The sequence below is a fragment of the Clostridium polyendosporum genome (assembly GCF_018332455.1).
GTDB classification, from domain to species: domain Bacteria; phylum Bacillota; class Clostridia; order Clostridiales; family Clostridiaceae; genus Clostridium_AY; species Clostridium_AY polyendosporum.
In genome coordinates this window covers 91,279-109,796 of the sequence record NZ_BOPZ01000002.1, presented here as the reverse complement: position 1 = coordinate 109,796, position 18,518 = coordinate 91,279, and the positions used below count along the sequence as shown (strand labels likewise).

The 18,518-nt window shown below is 30.1% G+C and carries 13 protein-coding genes and 1 riboswitch; of the genes, 2 read left to right on the top strand and 11 right to left on the bottom strand.

Annotated elements, in window-relative coordinates:
* The first annotated feature begins 162 nt into the window (after positions 1-162).
* Both CPJCM30710_RS01600 and CPJCM30710_RS01595 read left to right on the top strand, forming a co-directional pair.
* On the top strand, positions 163-663 hold the full coding sequence (locus tag CPJCM30710_RS01600) for a hypothetical protein (RefSeq protein WP_212902420.1): 501 nt from the start codon (positions 163-165) through the stop codon (positions 661-663).
* 157 nt (positions 664-820) lie between these two features.
* On the top strand, positions 821-2,050 hold the full coding sequence (locus CPJCM30710_RS01595) for an aminopeptidase (protein ID WP_212902419.1): 1,230 nt from the start codon (positions 821-823) through the stop codon (positions 2,048-2,050).
* 186 nt (positions 2,051-2,236) lie between these two features.
* On the opposite strand, the gene CPJCM30710_RS01590 is transcribed toward CPJCM30710_RS01595, so the two are convergent.
* The 11 genes from CPJCM30710_RS01590 to CPJCM30710_RS01540 all read right to left on the bottom strand — a co-directional run bounded on the left by CPJCM30710_RS01590 (position 2,237) and on the right by CPJCM30710_RS01540 (position 18,405).
* Positions 2,237-2,920, bottom strand: coding sequence for a YjjG family noncanonical pyrimidine nucleotidase (locus CPJCM30710_RS01590; RefSeq protein WP_212902418.1), 684 nt, complete (start codon positions 2,918-2,920; stop codon positions 2,237-2,239).
* Positions 2,921-3,112: 192 nt separating this feature from the next.
* Complete coding sequence (locus CPJCM30710_RS01585) at positions 3,113-3,676, bottom strand: DUF6143 family protein (protein WP_246503425.1); 564 nt, start codon at positions 3,674-3,676, stop codon at positions 3,113-3,115.
* 510 nt (positions 3,677-4,186) lie between these two features.
* Positions 4,187-5,476, bottom strand: coding sequence for a homoserine dehydrogenase (locus tag CPJCM30710_RS01580; RefSeq protein ID WP_212902417.1), 1,290 nt, complete (start codon positions 5,474-5,476; stop codon positions 4,187-4,189).
* 30 nt (positions 5,477-5,506) lie between these two features.
* A complete protein-coding gene (locus CPJCM30710_RS01575; RefSeq protein ID WP_212902416.1) occupies positions 5,507-6,829 on the bottom strand; it encodes an aspartate kinase in 1,323 nt (440 codons plus the stop codon).
* 41 nt (positions 6,830-6,870) lie between these two features.
* Entirely contained in the window at positions 6,871-7,764 is an 894-nt protein-coding gene (gene thrB, locus CPJCM30710_RS01570) for a homoserine kinase (protein ID WP_212902415.1), read from the bottom strand.
* A 9-nt stretch (positions 7,765-7,773) separates the two neighbouring features.
* Complete coding sequence (gene thrC / locus CPJCM30710_RS01565; RefSeq protein WP_212902414.1) at positions 7,774-9,255, bottom strand: threonine synthase; 1,482 nt, start codon at positions 9,253-9,255, stop codon at positions 7,774-7,776.
* 310 nt (positions 9,256-9,565) lie between these two features.
* Positions 9,566-9,657, bottom strand: a riboswitch (glycine riboswitch).
* Between the two features lie 330 nt (positions 9,658-9,987).
* On the bottom strand, positions 9,988-12,732 hold the full coding sequence (locus CPJCM30710_RS01560) for an endonuclease (protein WP_212902413.1): 2,745 nt from the start codon (positions 12,730-12,732) through the stop codon (positions 9,988-9,990).
* Positions 12,733-12,750: 18 nt separating this feature from the next.
* Positions 12,751-14,058: a S8 family peptidase gene (locus CPJCM30710_RS01555; protein WP_212902412.1), complete on the bottom strand. Its 1,308-nt coding sequence runs from the start codon at positions 14,056-14,058 to the stop codon at positions 12,751-12,753.
* 206 nt (positions 14,059-14,264) lie between these two features.
* Positions 14,265-15,599: a peptidoglycan-binding domain-containing protein gene (locus tag CPJCM30710_RS01550; protein ID WP_212902411.1), complete on the bottom strand. Its 1,335-nt coding sequence runs from the start codon at positions 15,597-15,599 to the stop codon at positions 14,265-14,267.
* Positions 15,600-15,752: 153 nt separating this feature from the next.
* Positions 15,753-16,904 carry a DUF116 domain-containing protein gene (locus tag CPJCM30710_RS01545; protein ID WP_212902410.1) on the bottom strand — a complete coding sequence of 384 codons (1,152 nt, stop codon included), beginning with the start codon at positions 16,902-16,904 and terminating at the stop codon, positions 15,753-15,755.
* A gap of 70 nt (positions 16,905-16,974) precedes the next feature.
* On the bottom strand, positions 16,975-18,405 hold the full coding sequence (locus CPJCM30710_RS01540) for an MFS transporter (protein WP_212902409.1): 1,431 nt from the start codon (positions 18,403-18,405) through the stop codon (positions 16,975-16,977).
* Positions 18,406-18,518 lie beyond the last annotated feature (113 nt).

The window sequence follows — 18,518 nt, the reverse complement described above, 5'->3', positions numbered from 1 at the left end:
TCTTATGTACCTAAAAGTATTATCAACTTAATATAACAATCTGTATTCATATAATAGTTCTATTCATTATATTTGTCAAAATAAAAATGTAAGTTTACTGTAACTCAATATAAATATTACCATAACATAATAATAGAAAACAAACTACTTGGAGGATAAATAATGAATAACATAAGAAAAATTATGAAATATTTATATACACTTTCTTTTAAAGATTTTGAGAATAAATATACATTTCTCGGAGAAGGAATAGCTCGCAAAGTCTATGCTTTAGATGATAACTATGTTTTAAAAGTTGCAAAAAATGATGATGGCTATTATCAAAATTTTGTTGAAAACTATGTTTATTCACATTCAAATAAACATCTAAAAAATTATCTATGTCCCATTATTTATTATTCTCCTAAAATACTAATAATGAAAAGAGCCATACCCTTAAAAAGTTTATTAAAAATTACTCGCTCCGATTTCATGGTGATATTAAAACAAAAAAATATGCTTAATGATATGCATGAACTTATAGATAGATTTCTTCTTTATTCAAATGATATATTTACACCTCGTTCTTGGGGAATAATAGATAACAAGTATTACCTCATAGATTATGGCTGCACTAACGATCTTGGAGATGAGTATTACGATATGATATTACTCAATCTCTAGTTGTCTCAACTTTTATACACCTCTGAAATAGATGTACAACTTCATAAATTACCTTATCTTTTAAAAACAATTTTTTTATAGAATTTTTAGACATTAAAATAATTTTATGAGAAAATAATATTTATGAAAAGGATTTTTTAACAAGAGAGGTGTATTTATGAAAAATGATTTATTAAAAAAATATGCAAAATTAGCAGTAAAAACAGGAGTTAATATTCAAAAAGATCAAACTCTAGTTGTTATGTCACCAATTGAATGTGCGCCTTTTACAAGAATGGTAGCAGATATAGCATATGATGAGGGAGCAAAAGATGTAGTTATTCATTGGAATGACGAACTTTCAGCTAAAATAAGATTCTTAAAAGCACCTGAAGAAGTTTTTGAAACAATGCCACAGTGGCAAGTGGATGCTTTGATATCCTATGCAGAGAAAGGTGCTGCTTTCTTAAGTATTTCGGCTTCCGACCCAGAACTTATGAAGGATGTTAATCCAAAAAGAATAGCACTAAATCAGAAAACTAGACAAATTGCTTTAAAGGAATTCAATCAAAGACTTATGAGTAATAAAAATGCTTGGTCCATAGTGTCAATCCCTACTTCAGGCTGGGCTAAAAAGGTATTCCCAACACTATCTGGAGAAGAAGCTATAGAAAATCTTTGGAATGCCATATTTAAGATTGTTAGAGTTGACAAAGAAGAGCCCGTCCAAGCTTGGGATGAACATAAAAATAACCTTAAGGAAAAGATGGACTACTTGAATTCAAAAAACCTTAAATCTCTCTACTTTAAAAATTCAAAGGGTACTGATCTTAAAATTGAACTTCCTGATGAACATTTATGGGTTGGAGGCGCTGAATATACTCAAGGTGGAGTGGAATTCATAGCAAACATGCCTACTGAAGAAGTATTCTCTATGCCAAAGAAGACAGGGGTTAATGGTAAGGTTGTAAGTTCAAAACCACTTAATTATGGAGGCAACTTAATTGATAATTTCTCCTTAATTTTTGAAAATGGAAGAATTGTAGATTTCACTGCAGAAAAAGGATCTGATACTTTGAAACATCTAATAGAGACTGACGAAGGTTCTCACTACTTGGGAGAAGTAGCTCTTGTACCACATCATTCACCAATTTCAGATTCTGGAATAATATTCTACAATACTCTATATGATGAAAATGCATCCTGTCATCTTGCTATAGGAAAAGCATATTCTCTATGTATAAAGAATGGAGATTCTCTAAGTGAAAAAGAACTTGAAGAGAGAGAAGTAAATCACTCTCTTACTCACGTTGATTTCATGATTGGAACAGAAGATCTAGAGATTATTGGATTTACCCATAATAATGAAGAGATACAAATATTCAGTAGAGGAAATTGGGCGTTTTAAAACTTGTTGTGGTTTACAAAGTCAATCAATTACCCTAAAGCTAAAAGGTGTTAATCATAATTAATTATGGTTAGCACCTTTTAAACATATACAATTTCAATCTCTAAACAATTCAGTTATGAAGTTATATATCTGTTATTCAGACTGTGAAAAATCTTCATTTATTAAATTGGAAAGAAATATTTATTATAATAATTCCATAAGTTCACTTAGGGACTTGATTTCATAATCAGGCTTTAAAGAAGTTGAATTTTGTATTCCTTGAGGATTAAACCAGCAGGTTTTTATACCACAGTTTATTCCCCCCTGAATATCTGCAGTCAAAGAATCCCCTACTATAAGTACAGAATTTTTATCTGAATGGCAAAGTCTCTTAAATGTATATTCAAATATTCCTGTATTGGGCTTCTGATAACCAGCTTCATCAGAGACTATAATATGACTAAAGTACTTTTTAAGAGGTGAAGAATCAAACCTATAATGCTGTACATCCTTAGCTCCATTTGTTATTATAGCAAGATTATATTTACCATATAAGTAATTACATAGTTCCTCTGCTCCATTAATTAAAAATGTACCCTTAATTAAAAAAGATGTATAAGAATCATTAAATTTATTATAATCTAGAACCATGCCTAACTCTTTAAAAAACCTCTTAAATCTCTCAACTCTTAGTTCAGGGATTGTGACCTTTCCCTGTTCAAAATCACCCCACAAAGTTTTATTTATTGTTCTGAATTTATTTAAATGATTATTTTTGTTATATTCTAGATTAAATTCTTTGAAAGCATTTTCAAGTGCATACTCCTCAGCTTTAGTGAAATCAAAAAGTGTATCATCTGCATCAAACAATATTAGTTTGAAACTCATTATGTTACATTCCTCCTGTAATCCACATTTATCAAATTCTTTAATATTTTCAGTCAGAGTTTGTTTTATAAAATCCAAAAAAATAAAAGCAGAGAGAAATAAATATTTTGTAATTGCATTAATACAATTATAAAATACATAAATCACTCTACTTTAATATAATAACTTATTATATTAAATTTATACTGATACTTAGATTGAAAATACTTTCTCTTCCCACCAACCAAATGCTATTTTTGCCTTAACAAAGTCTTGTCCTGAGGAACTTAGAAATACTAAATAATTTCCTCCTGGAGGAATAACAAATTTACCATCTTCTTCTGAAACAAGTGTACTTTGAGATGGTACAATTCTACCGTAAATATTTATCCCCTTACTTGGAAATCCTGTTACATTTTGTGCATATTCTAATTGTACTTTTGGCTCTGGAAGTGGAGATAAAGCAGTATCTGTAGGACTAAACTTTCTTGATACTTTACTAATTCCAGGTGGTATTGTATTCAACCATATTTCAGCAGTAAGTGATTCATTAGAAAAATTTGATACAGTAAAAACATTAACAAAAAGATTAACGCCAGAACTTCTAGGATTCACTAATGCTGCCCAAGCATTAGTTCCAACACCAAATATTAAAAACTTACTTTGCCCTACAAAGTATCTTCCTTTATACGATTGATATACTGGATTAGGTATGGTTATAACCTTATTCGGTATTTTTACCATACACTCTTGAGGTGACATATTATTTTCTTTCATAAATACACCTTCTTTTGTTATAGTAGAATTTTAGTTTCTTATTACTATAATATGAATTAAATAGAAAGGTGTGCTTAAGACTTAACCTACATTAATATCTATAATTGTAATATAAAAACTTATTTTATAAAAATAAGAATAAAAGGACATCAAAACCTTTTATTCTTATTCGGATTTTATTTGATAAAATAACAGTAAATAAAACTGAGTAGACATCAAGTCTACTCAGTTTAACATTGCTTTTATAGATACACAACTTCATAACTGAATTTATAATTCATGATATACAAGTTCATATTGATTTAAGAATTTTAGTAAAAGTATTGAATTCCGAGACTATATACTGTCATTTCACGAAGTGAAATCTGACTAAGGGTAAAAGGACTCGATGCCCTTTTAGTGTTATTTGCCTAAAATTCATTAAGGATTGAACTTGTATATCCTAGAAAAAGCATTGCATGTAGATGCTATTTTTATGAATTATTTAAAGATTGAAGTGGTATATCTTTATTAAGCTAAATTCTCTATTCTGATTATATTCTCAACCTTATTTACAACTTCTAAGTCTTTTATCTTTTCTAAAGCTTTATTAATACTACCTTCAGAAGTATTATGAGTGAAAAGAACTATAGATACATATCCCTTTTCTCCCTTTTTAGGCTTTTGTATAAAGGATGACATACTAACTTTATTTTGACCCAATACAGTAGCGATTTCTCCTAAAACTCCTGGTTCATCTTTTACTGTAATTCTTAAATAGTATTCAGCTGTAACCTCTGCCATTGGTCTTACTTCCATTTCAGTATAATGCTTAGTTGAAAGCTTCGCACCATCTGTAGAACTTCTTAAAACAGAAATGATATCTCCTACTACAGCACTACCTGTAGGAAGCTCTCCTGCTCCTCTTCCGTAAAGCATTAAGTCTCCTACAGCGTTACCCTTAATGAAAACCGCATTAAAGGAATCATTAACATTAGCTAGAGGATGAATTGATGGAATCATCGTCGGATGAACTCTAAGTTCTAACTTTCCATCCACTTCTTTAACTATAGCTAAAAGCTTTATAACATATCCAAGTTCTTTAGCATATTGTATATCTATAGAATTTATCTTTGTTATACCTTCTCTGTATACATTATTCATATCTACTTTTGTTTCAAAAGCTAACTTAGTTAATATTGCTAACTTGTAAGCTGCATCGTAACTCTCTACATCAGAAGTTGGGTCTGCTTCTGCATAACCTTTTTCTTGTGCTTCTTTTAACGCATCTTCAAAATCCATACCTTCTAAAGTCATTTTAGTTAAGATATAGTTTGTAGTTCCATTGATTATACCTACAACTTCTTCTATTTTGTTAGCAGTTAAGCTTTCATTTATACCATGAATTACAGGAATTCCACCAGCAACACTAGCTTCAAAGTTTACAATAACTTCATTTTCTTCAGCTTCACTAAAGATTTGATCTCCATTAGTTGCGATAAGAAGCTTATTTGCAGTTACTACATTTTTCTTATTTCTTATAGCTCTTAATATATATTCTTTAGCAGGCTCAAGTCCTCCCATAACTTCTACTACGATTTTTATGCTATCATCATTAAATATATCATCTGCATTTGTAGTTAGAAGTTCTTCAGGTACACCAATATTTCTATATTTATTTATATCTCTTACTAATATTTTCGCTATTTCTATATCATATCCTGCTCTTTTAATTATAGCTTCTTTATTAGTTTGTAGTATTTTCCAAACACCTTTACCTACATTTCCTAATCCTAATAACGCAATCCTAACCTTTTCCATAAAATTACTCTCCCTTTTACTGTATAGTAATTAATTTTCGAAAGCTTTGTATATAGCTTTAAATGCTTTTTCAAATTCATCATTTTCTACGCCAATAATAATGTTTATTTCACTTGAGCCTTGGTTAATCATTCTAATGTTTACATCTGCCTCAGCAAGCCCCTTAAATACTTTTGAAGCTACTCCTTTAGCTCTAGCCATTCCTTTTCCTACAGTAGCTATAAGTGCCATATTTGGAGACACTTCTATAGAATCTGGATTACAATGTTTTTTGATTTCTTCTAATATATCTTCTAATTTGTCTTCAAGTTGAGTATCTTCAATTACTAGTGAAACAGAATCTATACCTGATGGCATATTCTCAAAGGATACATCATGACTTTCTAATATTGAAAGCAATTTTCTGCAAAAACCTTGTTCTGAATTTAAAAGCATTTTTTGTATAGTTATAACTACAAAGTCTTTTTTACCAGCTATACCAGTAATAGCTCCGCTATAGTTTTGAGATTCTCCATCATCAGCTACAATTAAAGTTCCCTTATCTTCTGGTCTATTTGTATTTCTAATATTTATAGGAATACAAACATCTCTAATTGGGAATATACTTTCTTCATGCAGTACTCTTGCTCCCATATAAGATAGTTCTCTAAGTTCCTTATAAGTTACTATTTCTATTGGCTTTGGATTTTCAACGATGTTAGGATCTGCCATTAAGAATCCAGAAACATCTGTCCAGTTTTCATAAAGATCTGCATGTAAACATCTAGCCAATATAGCTCCTGTTACGTCAGAACCACCTCTAGAGAAAGTTTTTATAGTTCCGTTTGGCGTTGCTCCATAAAAACCTGGTACAACCGCCCTCTCTATTCCATTCATTCTTTCTTCTACTAATTTTTGCGTAGCTTCTAAATCAAGCGCACCATTTGTCTTAAAACGAATAACCTCTGCTGCATCTACGAAAGTATATCCTAAATAACCAGCAAGAATTAATCCATTTAAGTATTCTCCACGGCTAGCTGTATAATCCGCTGAAGCTCCATCTGCAATCTTAGTTTTTATTTCATCAAGATGTTTCTTTAAATCTATTTCAACGTCTAATTCCTTTGCTAAACTAGTATATCTTTCCTCAATTAGCTTAAAAACATCTTCAAAAGGTATATCATTTTTAGCATGTTGATGACATAAATATAAAAGGTCTGTAATTTTATAGTCTTTACTAAATCTTTTACCTGGTGCTGAAGGCACAACATATCTTCTATTTTCGTTACCAAAAACTATATCTTTTACTTTTCTAAATTGTTCACTACTTGCTAATGAACTTCCTCCAAACTTAGCTATTACTATATTATTCATTTTTATTTTTAGCCCCCTAAATTTATATAAATTAAACTAGATTAGTGAGTTACACCATTAACCACAGTTCCCTCATTATCCATTTCAAGTTCTACAACGTTCCATTTATTTTGTAAAGTGTCTAAGAACTTTTGCATATTCTCAGCAAAATTCTTATCCTCTTCTCTAAGCATAACCATAATTGTTGGACCTGCTCCACTTAAAAACACAGCCAGACAATTAAGTCTTTGACACTCTTCTTTTATAGAATAGAAATTTTCAATAAGCTGCGCTCTATAATCTTCATGTAATTTATCCTTGCAAGCATACTTAAGCATATCAAAATCACCATTATTTAATGCAGATATCATAAGTGCAGCTCTACCTATATTAAATATACCTTGTTTATAATCTATACTTTTTGGCAGTACTCCTCTTGCTTTTTCAGTTGACAATGTAAATTCTGGTATAAGTGCACAGAATTTAATACCTTCTTTTACACTTACATTGTTATATATAACTTTATTATCTTCATATATAGAAACAGTCATGCCTCCAAAAAGTGCTGGAGTTATATTATCTGGATGTCCTTCCATCTCTACGGCTAATTCTAAAATTTCTTTTTTGGTTAAAACTCTTCCAGCTAACTCATTAGCACAAACAATTCCACCAACTACACAAGCAGCACTACTACCAAGTCCTCTTGATACAGGTATATCACCTTCTATTTTTATCTTTAATCCTTTAGGACTATATCCTATCTTTTCAAAGCACTTTTTCATTGCTACATATATTAAGTTATCTTCATTCTTAAACTTATCATCGCACCCCTCAAAAACAAGACCTTCTTCAATTTCTTCTACTAGAAATCTATTATACATCTTAACTGCTACTCCAAGACAATCAAAACCTGGTCCCATATTAGCACTTGTAGCAGGTACTCTTACTTCTATCATAAATATCACCTATACCTTTAAAAACTTTTTAATTATTTCTCTCATTTCATCCTTTTTACAAGTTGCTTCATGACGAATTTCTTTTTTATCTAATCCTTGTATTCCCTTAGGTATTTTAATATCAAACTTCTTTGACAGCTCTTCTACCATTTCAAAATCTGAAGCTGTACTATCTGCAAAATTTAAAACATCATTTATGCTTCTAGGGAATTTAAATGGACTTGCAGTAGATGCTATTACTGTAACACTTTCATCTCCTGTATTTTTCTTATACTGTTCATAAACATCATAAGCTACAGCAGTATGAGTATCTATAACATAACTAGCAGTGTCATAAACCTTCTTAACAGCTGCAAGAGTTTCATCTTCAGTAGCGAATCCACCATATAAAACTTTCAACTTTTCTTTCATGTCTTCTGTTATTTCATACTTACCTTCTGTTTTAAGCTGTTCCATTAATGCATTTATTAGTTCTGCATTTCCACCACTTATTTCATATAAAAATCTTTCTAGATTACTTGATATTAGAATATCCATAGAAGGAGAATTAGTTACAAAGAATTCTCTTTTTCTATCATAAACTCCAGTATTTATAAAGTCTGTAAGCACTTTATTTTCATTAGATGCACAAATGAATTTGCCTATTGGCACTCCCATAATCTTAGCATAATAAGCAGCTAATATATTACCAAAGTTTCCTGTAGGTACAACTACGTTCATGCTTTCTCCATCTTTAACTTGTTTTTCTTTTAATAAATTTGCATAAGAATAAACATAGTAAACAATTTGAGGAACAAGTCTACCAATATTTATTGAATTAGCAGATGAGAACATAAATCCTTTTTCATTTAAAAATTCATTAAATTCAGCATCTCCGAATATTTCTTTAACTCCGCTTTGAGCATCATCAAAATTACCTTCTATACCAACTACAAAAGTATTGTCACCCTCTTGTGTAGTCATTTGTCTTCTTTGAATTTCACTTACCCCATCCTTTGGATAGAAAACCACAATCTTTGTTCCATCTACATTAGCAAAACCTTCTAAGGCTGCTTTTCCAGTGTCGCCTGATGTAGCTGTAAGTATAACTATTTCCTTTGTAATACCTAGTTTATTTGCCGCTGTTTTTAATAAGTGAGGAAGTATACTTAGTGCCATATCCTTAAACGCTAATGTTCTTCCATGATAAAGCTCTAAGAAATGAGCTCCTGCTTTGTATGCTAATGGAGCAATACTAGGATCTTCAAATTTTTCATCATAAGCTTTATGTATACATTCTTTAAGCTCATCATCACTAAAATCATTAAAGAACTTTTTCATAATATAAAATGCAAGTTCTTGATAACTCATCTTTCCTAGTTCATCAAATGATTTTGTAATTTTAGGGAATTCCTGTGGTACATATAAACCACCATCCTCACCAATACCTCTTATTATAGCTTCAGATGCCTTTACAACTTTTCCTTTACCTCTAGTGCTTTTATACAACAATGTATTAGCCCCCTTTTCCTTTTTGTTATGTATTTTTATATTTTACTTAATAAGTTTAAAATTTGTTATATTATACTATGATACACCGTTATTTGTTAAAAATTCAACTTTTTTCTGTGAGCACAATCAACAATCGGCGCTTATTTATATTTTTTTAAAAATGTAGATATATTATGTGATTATATGAAAAATAAAAAAGAGACTAAATATTAAAATCTAGTCTCTGGAGATATGGATTTTGATATTTAGGAGAAGTACTATATCTTACTAATATCGTAAGTAAATAGTTTTATTCTCAAAAACGTAATATCAAAAATCCTCTGTCCTTTTACCTGAGAGTTTCACCAAATCAATTGGCTTTCCCCTTCGGTGCTCTTTTGGAGTCTCTCCAGAGGTTCGTCCAATAACGGTTTATCAAATATCCCGCCATCTTCAACCGAATCTGTTAAATTATTTGTAATTATATAATATAATATTTATAAAAGTCAATAGTATTTTGAGAATTAAATTTTTTATACTGGCTAATAATTATAAAACGAAAATTAAGTGAAATTTATTAAAATTCCATCCCATAATAGACAGCTATAAATGTAATTTACAATATTTATAAAAATGTACTACCTATTAAGAGGAGAGCTTTATAATAACAACTCTCCTCTTTTATTAAAATTTAAGTTAACTTCCAACTAACTGACAAGAAATGACGGAGCTTGTAGCGACTAAACATGAAAACTAAACTAGACTCAAAGAAAAATCTATACCATTAGCACATTGAGGAAAATCGATAAGAGGATTTCTATTTCCTTGAAGTTCATAAATGGCTTTATTTCTATGTTTTTCATATAATGATACAGGAAATTCCTTATGCCATGTTAACAGTAAGTCTATATTTATTCGGTTTCTTCTGTTTTCTTTAATTTTACCTGGATATCTCAATAAAAAGTATAATACAGCCCTTGCTACTTCTCCCTTTCCTGATTCAGGTTCAAATTTTTCAAACTCACCTTTACCACAATTACTTATTGTCCTTTCTATGTTGCTTTCCGGATTATAATCTGGGAAATCATAGTATTCATCATCATCTCTAAATTGATTACATGCTTTTTCACAGGTAAAAAGATGATGTAAATCTCCTTTCATAGGACTCTTATGGTTAAACCATGATTGTGGCACAACATGTTCAACATTACAATTACATGTACTTTCTATTATTTCAATTATTTCTTCTTTATCTACTTGTGTTAGATACCTTGCATCAACTAACAAACCTTTACAGGCTTGTTTTTTTACTTTTTCAAGTTCGTAATCTTCTCTTATTAATTCTTCAGGATCTGTTAATTTTCCTGAGTATATACTCTTAATTAATCCATTCTCTCTTAAATCTACCAATGAAAAAAGCTCCCTTTTACTTTTATCATAGGAAAGCCATTTTGTATGTGTATTAGTAACTAGTTTACTAATATCTTTAAACAAAATCTTTTTATCTCCTATATTAAAATGAATATCAGTATAGTATTCATTTATTAAAAGTTTATCCTGTTCTTCATTATAATAATTTATTTGGTTTTCCAGCTTACTTTTATTAATATGCAGTTTTAACAAAGTCTTTTCAATACTATCTTCGTCTTTTACTATGGTACATAAGCTGTTATGTTTATTTCTAAAGTACTCAGGAATATTTCCCGCATTTTTATAGATGAGTCGTACTACTAACGGTACATGATCAGAAATATTATTTACGTATCTCCTTATACTTTTATCTAATCTAACTATCGCTGCATCATCATCAGAAATAGAGCCCAATTTCACATCATTACTTACTATAATATGATCAATTAATGAGAACCTATTTCCAATATATGAAACATAACCAGCCTTAGCATCATCTGTTGTTAAAGTAAATAAATATGGCGAATCAATTAAACTACCTAAAATATCTCCATCTAATGTTTGATTAAAATCTCCTCCTAATACGATTGGAATATTCTTAAAACTTTCATCCTTTCGTAAATCATCTATAATTACAGATATAATGTTAGCTGCCAATTTCCTTCTAGTCATACTTTCCGGATCACCAAAAGCTTTTAGATGTACTACTATCATTAAAAATTCGATATCTTTATCTTCTTCTTTTACTATACACTTTACAAATAGAGGCTCTCTTTTTTTAGGAAATACATCATTTCCTAAATTCGTTTTAGAACTAAGTATTGACTTATACTTTTCATTTATATCATTTCTTAGTTCTACATTTGTTGTCTCTACATCATAAAGTACAGCTAAATCTTGGGTACCCTCCGCATTCAAATATACATAATTCATATTTATGCTACTTTTTTTCAATTCAACTACAAGCCTATCTAATGCACTATTCTCTACTTCTACAAGCCCTAATACATCCATTGATAAGTTAGCAACAATTTTGGCTACATTAGTAACTCTTTGTTGATTGACAGAATTATTAAAATGTTCTATATTCCAAAAGCCAATATCAGCGAATCTTTTGTCCCCTTTAAATGAAGGTATCTCTACTTCTAAAAGATCTTTTTCATTTTGTATTAATCCATGTACATCAAAAAGCCCTAAATAAGGAGATGTACCTTCAACAGTTGTTAATATCCTTGAGGCATTCTGATTTCCCTCGTTAGCTAGTTTTATCAACCGGTTTACTATGGCTGAAATTCTGATGCCTTCATTTTCAGCCTCTTGATTATTATCATCCGTAAACCATCCTGCATGGTGTAAAGCAACCAACTCCCACTTATTATTAAATACTGCTGACCCTGATGACCCTGGTTCTGTATCCGTATTATATCTGATTACTTTATCATATACATATGTCACCTTATTATCCTGCAATGCAACTTCTTTCTTTCTTCCGTTAGGATGTTGAATGATATTTACAAATTCTCCTCTTGTAATAGTTACCGAACTTCTTAATAAATGTACCGGCTTAATATCTTCAATGCCTAAATTTTCACAAGACACAATTGTAAAATCAAGATCATCTACAACAGAAGTTATAAATATATCCTCAGGTTTTAACTTTACTTTAACTACTTGTTTATCGGCTTCATAATAAAATTCAGCAAAGCTTTGTTCCGCTATTTCTTTACTTTGGATAACATGATTATTCGTCATAATCATTCCCTTATCAATTAAAAACCCAGTGCCTAGTCCATCTGGCGTAGAAATTCTACAAACTGCTCTTGCTTTTTCCACACCTTTATATAAGAAATCTACAGGGAGTAAATTGTTTTCCTTATGTATTTTTTCATAAATATTTTTCTCAACTTCTTTTCTTACGCTTTCATCTACTTCCCATTCTTCATTATTAGGTGTGATATTAAGAATATCCATAGCTCTTCTTTTAACTAAATCTCTAAATACTTTCGGTTCTAATGGGTTAACACCTTTCAGTGCATACTCCTTACCTATTAAAGATATTGGTTTGTTTTTATTAAAAGTATTAATCAAAACATATCAGCCCCCTGTCTATCTTACACCTATCAACTCTCGTGTTGAAGGAGTAATACCAATTAATAGATTATGATTTAATGCCTTATAAGCATTAACTCTTCCACTTCCTATATATTTATCAGTTTCTATTTCATCTGCACTTTCTTTAACAATTGTTTTTACTTCTTCAAAAGTCAAGGTTGGTTTTTTTGATAAGATTAAAGATACCAAACCACTTACATGAGGTGCAGCCATAGATGTTCCACTAAATCCCTCACTAATATAGTCATTACTACGTGCTTTCAAAGATAAAATGTTAACTCCAGGTGCAGCAACCTCCACTACCTCTCCATAATTGGAAAAACTACCTCTTTTATCATTTTTATTAACTGCTGACACGGCTATTGTTTTCTCATAATTAGCAGGTGAATAATACTTGGTATCATCACTACTATTTCCCGCTGCAAACACAGCTATAGCACCTTTTTCATAAACATAGTCTAAAGCATTTTCTACTACAGGATTAGAAGGTCGTCTATTTATAGGGCCCCAACTATTATTTAACACCTTAGCACCATGATCAACTGCATATCTTAAGGCTTTAGCTGCTACACTATCAAAAGCATTAGGGAAAATCTTTAATGCCATAATTTTCACCTTAGGAGCTACTCCTATAACACCTATTTCATTATTTCCAACAGCTGCTATAGTACCTGCAACATGAGTACCATGTCCGTCACCTCCCGGAGAAAAATCATCCATTGGATCATTATTATCATCTGAAAAATCATAGCCATATTTTCCATTTATATCTTTCCACATATTCGCTTTTATATCTGGATGATTATAATCAACACCTGAATCTATAACTGCAACCACAATCTCTTCACCTTGACTAATATCCCATGCTTCTGGGCACTGCATATTTTTCAAACCATATAATTCAGGAAAACGTGCATCATTTGGGTTCGTATATAAAGCTAGTGGCTGATCTAATTCTGCATATTCTATATCATCATTTTTTCTTAATTTATCTAATAATGCTTCACTATCAACGTTATCACCAATATTAATTTCGTAAGTTCTATACAATTTCTTTTCTGCTTCACTCATTCTGTCATAAGCACTTTTAAATATCTCCTCATCGTTTAAATTAGCTTCTAGAACTGAAGCAGTTTCTGTTTTTACTTTTTCTACTACTGGTTTAATGCTATGTAATCTCTCAATTTTTATGTTACCTAGTTCACTGAAACTCTTAGTAACATTAACTGGAAGTATACTTTTAGGGTCAACCCCTTCTTTTAATCCTACTAAGATTGTGTTTTTTTTAACATTTTCACTCATAAAATTACCTCCTCTTATGTTTTTAAACATTTTAACTTTATACGTATACTATTTATTTAAACTTTTATTTATTGTTAAACAAAAAATTTATTTTATACTTATGAGTTCTACATATTTTATTAATATTTAATTATTTGGAGACAATAAAAAGAATGCTATTTAAAAGTATAAAATACTTTTAAATAGCATTCTTTTTACGTTCTAATTTATTCTTCCTCTTCAAAATAAGTTACTATAGGAATATTATAATTATTTAAAACAGGAGGAATAAATTTTCTTTCTATTGATCTGTAGTTGCTACTTCGTAATTCTGCCATCTTAGTAACACCTACATAAATATTTGAAATTTCATACCAAGTAGCATAATCTACATCGCCTGTTGGCGGTAATTTAAATATTTTCTGAAAAGTAGTAACAGCTTTTTTTGTATTATGTCCATATATTCCATCAACTATAAGCTTAGGAATAGCTGGGTAGTGTTCTGATATCTTATTTAAAAATTCTTGAGTAAACTTTACATTTCCATCTTTAGAACCTATTGTTAAAGTATGTCCTGGATAAGACGTTGGAATACCTTTTACTATTTTTGCTGTATCTAACGTTATATTAGGACCATAAAAAGCTCTTAATATTTCAAAAGGTGTCTTTCCTTGATCCCCGAGATATTTACTTCCCCATTGTGACAACCAACCAGGACACTGGACTCTTATTCCATCACAATACTGAGCTAAGAGAGGATGCATTTTATTTGGTCTTTTTATATAGGCAGTAAAAATTTCGTCTACAATTCTACTTATATTATCAAATATATTTCTTCCAAAACTAAATGCATGATCGTAAGCAGTAGAACTAGTAATATGAAAGTTTTTTCCTTTTGCTTTATACCATTCAGTAAACACTCTATTTAAAGTGAAAGATACTATAGCGTATATATTAGCTCTTATAGTACTTTCTGACCAAGTAGGATATATCTCAGATGAAGCTACATTCTTTATATAATGTTTAAAAGTTTGAGTATAATCATTAGCTAAACTATCGGGAAGACCATCATGTATTACCACTAATTCAGGTACTACTACTCCGAATCCTATTAGTATTAAATCAGGAGGCGTTGGTAGTACTAGATCCAAATTTTCTGGAATTTTAGGTGGATAATTCCCAACTAATTTATTTGGAGATATATTTAAAACCTTCTCACTACCTTGTCTTATATTTATAGGTTCTAAATTACATGGTTGAGTAGATGTAATATTAGGGTATATTTGACATCCGTTAATTATTAATCTTTTATATCTAGGTGCATCTACAATTATATTGCACAAACTATAGGGTGACTTATCAGAGGGATTCATAGAATTATCTATTGGAGGAGCTTCTAACTCTATTTCATTTGTAAGTCCTGATGAATCAGTTGTTAAGTTTTGTATAATCTCCCTACTACTACCTTCTTTTTCCTGAATTACACTTACCTTTGAACCTTCTACTGGTATATAGGAGTTCCCCTTAAAAACTTGTATTTTTAACATCCCTTTATGTAGCATAATGCCGCATCCTTGATTAATTAATTCTTTATATTTATATGAACTATAGTTAAAATTATAACTAAGTTATAAAAAGTATATAACAAAAGTACTAATGAGCTTAAAATGCTCATTAACACTTTTCAATATCTAACACTATCTGCCGTTAACTTCCTAATTAATTTTAAAAGTATCTTTAAGTTTAAGCATATTTATATCTGTTATCATTCCATGGTTATGCCAGTGATTCTTACAACCACAATAATCTAGTAATACACATTGAGGAATAAATCCAATATCTATTGCTTTCCATCCACCTGAAATAAGGTTAAGAACGCATGCAACCCCAACAATACCTATTTTCTGTTCTTTTATTGTTGTATTTATAAATAGAGTGGATTCATGTGGAATAGTATAGACTTTAAAGTCATATTTCCTACCTAAGTCAGTTAATTCTTTTATTTTACATACAGATGTACAACTGGTACACAAATAACCTTCTGTTGTCTTAATTGCGTTACATTTTTTTTCTGACTTAAATCTCATACATGCAGGTAATAATAATCTTTTTTCCTTAGTTTTTAAAAATTCATCCCTATATACACTATTCATTATTTCTGCACCAACCATATTGAAATGATATTCTACTCTTTTACGCCCACAATATATAATATCTTCTTTCCATTTGTGTTTTGGATAAGTATGTTTTAAGAATTCCTCTACATTTTTAGTGTAATCTCCAATTTTTTCCTCACTTCTCTTTTTAAACCACTGAGCTAATTCAATAATCTTTGAAATAATTTCTGATACTTCTTCTTTAGTTTTCGTATTTAGATACTCCTGCCAAAGTGTCAATCTTTTTACCTCATACTTGAAATCTCCACTAGCAGATAACCAATTACTTAATTTGCATATATTTTCAATAGTTTTATCTACTTCTTTGTTAGTATTATATTCTTTTAATAAGAATACAGTCTCAAAATATCCTTTTAAAGAATCAACTACCGGTTTAAAAAATACATTCTTCTCTCTTTGATTTACAAGAATATTGAGTACTCTTCGAGGAACTTCTTTTAGAATTACAGAATGACTAATATATGTCCTCCATAGAATACCCAACATTAAAGCTTCTATTTTATATTCCTCTTTAGTCCTAACTTCTTCGGAACAACTATTTATTATATAAGCCTTATAGTCCTCTACTAAATTACCAATATTATCATCAATAACTAGCAATACCTCATCAGTGAATGAAGCTATATTTCTATAGTACTCATTTGATGTAGTACTATCACTTCTTAAAGAATATGTTATTATCTCCTCCATATCCTTACCCCTTTATACTTTTATTTAAAGTAAATAAATTCATTTCTTAATAAATTACAAAATACCCTAACTATAATATATTTTTTCGCTTTTTTGAATATAACCTTAATGCTGTTAGTATCGCTCCTACAGCACATATTGCAGCTGCAATAAGGTATACATACCTCATTCCAAATATAAATACATCTTCTCTTCCTTCAACAAAGTTTACTACCCTATATCCAATTTTATAACTCATACGATTATATAAAAGAGTAGTTGCTAAGGTTACTCCTAGAACCATACCTAAATTTCTAACCAGTGCATTAATACTACCTGCTATACCTAATTTATTTTTAGGCACAGTTGACATAACTAAAGAATTATTTGGTGATTGAAACAGTCCATTGCCTACTGACATAATTGCAAAAAACACCATCATAACTCTAAGATCAGAATTTTCATTTAATGTTGCCACTAATAACAATCCTATAATTGTAAATACTAAACCGATAAATGTTAATAGTTCTGACCCAATCTTATCAGATAAATATCCACTTATAGGAGCAACAATAGACAAAACTAATGGATAAACCATCATAATAAAGCCTGTAGTGGCCGGTGATAGCTTCATAACATCCTGAAGATAAAAAGGTTGTATTATATTACTGCAGCTTATTGCAACGAATGATATAAAGGCACAAAATATACTTACAGAAAACAAGCGATTTTTGAATATACTAAGTTCAAGTAGTGGCTCTTCTATTCTTGATTCAAAAAACAAAAATGCTAATAAAGATACTACTGAAAGTATAAATGCTGCAATAATAAATAGGTTTGTATATCCTATCTCTCGACCTTTTATAATAGCGCCAAACAGTAGTACTATGGTCAATATAAACAATATTGCACCTTTTAAATCCAAACTTTCTTCTTCTTTTACACTAGCCCTCGGCAAAACCTTAATACCCAACACAAAAATTAATATACCTATAGGAATATTAATTAAAAATATGTACTGCCAGCTTAAAATAGATACTATAAAACCACCTAGAGGAGGTCCTACAAGAGTCCCTAACGCAACAAAAGTAGCTGATACTCCAAGTGCTCTTCCTCTTTCATTACTAGGAAATACATGGGTAATAATTCCCTGGTTATTAGCCATAGACGCTGCTGCACCTATAGCCTGTATAATTCTTGAAACTACTAAAATAGAAAGTGTGTTTGATATACCACACATTAAGGATCCTATTGTAAATAAAACAAGACCCCATTTAAATACTGTAGTTTTACCTTTAATATCACCTAATCTTCCAAATATCAATATAGTAACAGAAATTACTATTAAATAACTTGTAACTACCCATTCAATAACAGCCATAGAAACAGATAATTTATCAGCCATTACAGGCAAAGCAACATTTACAATGCTACTATCTAGACAAGCCATGAAAGTCAGCATTACTACTATAAATAAAATAAACCATCTATTTTCATACGTTGAATTTAATGTATTCTGCATTATATTTCACCTTCTTCACTTGCATTTATTGTAGATAATTTTACCATCATATAAAATAATAGCCAAGCAAACCTAATAAAATTATAATTTTTAAAATTATCTTCATAATTTCT

What these genes read in the sequence shown, in the direction of transcription:
- CPJCM30710_RS01600 (WP_212902420.1), top strand. Translation starts at nt 163, where the DNA reads ATGAATAACATAAGAAAAATTATGAAATATTTATATACACTTTCTTTT.
- CPJCM30710_RS01595 (WP_212902419.1), top strand. Translation starts at nt 821, where the DNA reads ATGAAAAATGATTTATTAAAAAAATATGCAAAATTAGCAGTAAAAACA.
- CPJCM30710_RS01590 (WP_212902418.1), bottom strand. Translation starts at nt 2,920, where the DNA reads ATGAGTTTCAAACTAATATTGTTTGATGCAGATGATACACTTTTTGAT.
- CPJCM30710_RS01585 (WP_246503425.1), bottom strand. Translation starts at nt 3,676, where the DNA reads ATGAAAGAAAATAATATGTCACCTCAAGAGTGTATGGTAAAAATACCG.
- CPJCM30710_RS01580 (WP_212902417.1), bottom strand. Translation starts at nt 5,476, where the DNA reads ATGGAAAAGGTTAGGATTGCGTTATTAGGATTAGGAAATGTAGGTAAA.
- CPJCM30710_RS01575 (WP_212902416.1), bottom strand. Translation starts at nt 6,829, where the DNA reads ATGAATAATATAGTAATAGCTAAGTTTGGAGGAAGTTCATTAGCAAGT.
- thrB (WP_212902415.1), bottom strand. Translation starts at nt 7,764, where the DNA reads ATGATAGAAGTAAGAGTACCTGCTACAAGTGCTAATATGGGACCAGGT.
- CPJCM30710_RS01555 (WP_212902412.1), bottom strand. Translation starts at nt 14,058, where the DNA reads ATGAGTGAAAATGTTAAAAAAAACACAATCTTAGTAGGATTAAAAGAA.
- CPJCM30710_RS01550 (WP_212902411.1), bottom strand. Translation starts at nt 15,599, where the DNA reads ATGCTACATAAAGGGATGTTAAAAATACAAGTTTTTAAGGGGAACTCC.
- CPJCM30710_RS01545 (WP_212902410.1), bottom strand. Translation starts at nt 16,904, where the DNA reads ATGGAGGAGATAATAACATATTCTTTAAGAAGTGATAGTACTACATCA.
- CPJCM30710_RS01540 (WP_212902409.1), bottom strand. Translation starts at nt 18,405, where the DNA reads ATGCAGAATACATTAAATTCAACGTATGAAAATAGATGGTTTATTTTA.